This is a genomic window from Sphaerospermopsis aphanizomenoides BCCUSP55 (assembly GCF_001586785.1).
In the GTDB taxonomy this organism is placed as follows: Bacteria; Cyanobacteriota; Cyanobacteriia; order Cyanobacteriales; family Nostocaceae; genus Sphaerospermopsis_A; species Sphaerospermopsis_A aphanizomenoides_A.
In genome coordinates, this window is record NZ_LUFH02000225.1 from 1 (window position 1) to 1,151 (window position 1,151).

Sequence of the window (1,151 nt, forward strand, 5' to 3'; positions counted from 1 at the left end):
CTATGTCTTCGATCGTTGAAATTGATGTTACGGCCATGCGCGATTCAGGGGGGCTTGCGTTTTATAGCTTCAAGCACAACGAGAACATAAATGGGCGTTCGCAAGTGGTATTTGGATTTGCCCGTCCCGTGGACCAAATGGATGCGCTAGTACCACGTGCGCTCATTGCCGTAATAGGCAAACGCAGATAAGTACACTCGTAGCTGGGGTTATCAGCTCAAGAACCTCAGCGTCGACGCTGTTCTTGTTCTTCGATCCATCTGGAGAGTCGTGATCTCCGAGCGAATATCCGATTCCCAATTCGCCAAACAGGCAGGCCGTGCCGGATCGCTACGTATGCCCGCTTCGGAGAGGCTCCCGTACCGAACAGAAACGCTGCGATCTCGCGCGCGCCCTCCAGAACATCAGCCTCGAGTTCAAGGGCCTCAGTCATCACCAGGGAACCCTATCAATGTCATCCAACGGTTGAGAGGCATCCAAGTCCTCAATCGTACAGAGGCGCACGACGTGGTCCGCATCCTCCGTCAGCTCGAGCAGTTTCTGAACCCTTCGCAAAGCTACGTGGTATTGCAGAGACGATTGCCGGAGCAGCTCGAGAAACTCGGAGATTGAAGGCTGGAAGGGGCTGACTTTGACCGCCAACTTAGTTGCCGACGCGATGACCTCCGCTGACCAACCATTGGACTGCGGTGTTGAATTATTGCTGAGGTTCCCAAATTCATCGTACCCCGGCTCCTCGTCGATCGCCATCAGGAGCGCTGTAACGAAATTTTCCGACGAACTCGTGGGTTTGGCCTTGAATGCGTCCAGCATGAAACCGACCAGCACTGCCATTTGGGTGAAGGCGGCCTTCTTGAGGAGGCAGCGCCGTAGATCGGCTTGAAGCTGCTCAAGTAGTGCCTGGGCGGGGAGCCCGTCGAGCCGATCTCGAGCCCACTCCATCGTTTTGGGCATGTTCTCAGGCTTGAAGGCGGGACCTCGAAGTGCATTTCCAGCGGCGTCGATCAAAGGTCTCCAGTCATTGGTTTTCGTGAACACTCCCTTTAGATCGTGCACCGCTCTCGCGGGTTCACCCAGCCGCTGGAATAGTTCCTTGATGTTGGCTGGTTTCGACTTTCGAGTAGGCATTCCAGCCGGTTCAGTCTCGGTGG

At 55.3% G+C, this 1,151-nt stretch carries 2 protein-coding genes; one reads left to right on the forward strand and one right to left on the reverse strand.

What is annotated here, in order from left to right; all coding sequences use genetic code 11:
* Positions 1 to 191: hypothetical protein (locus A0J48_RS27335; RefSeq protein ID WP_234301189.1), on the forward strand; the 191-nt coding region annotated here is incomplete at its 5' end.
* A gap of 241 nt (positions 192 to 432) precedes the next feature.
* On the opposite strand, the gene A0J48_RS26420 is transcribed toward A0J48_RS27335, so the two are convergent.
* Positions 433 to 1,151: hypothetical protein (locus A0J48_RS26420; RefSeq protein ID WP_234301190.1), on the reverse strand; the 719-nt coding region annotated here is incomplete at its 5' end.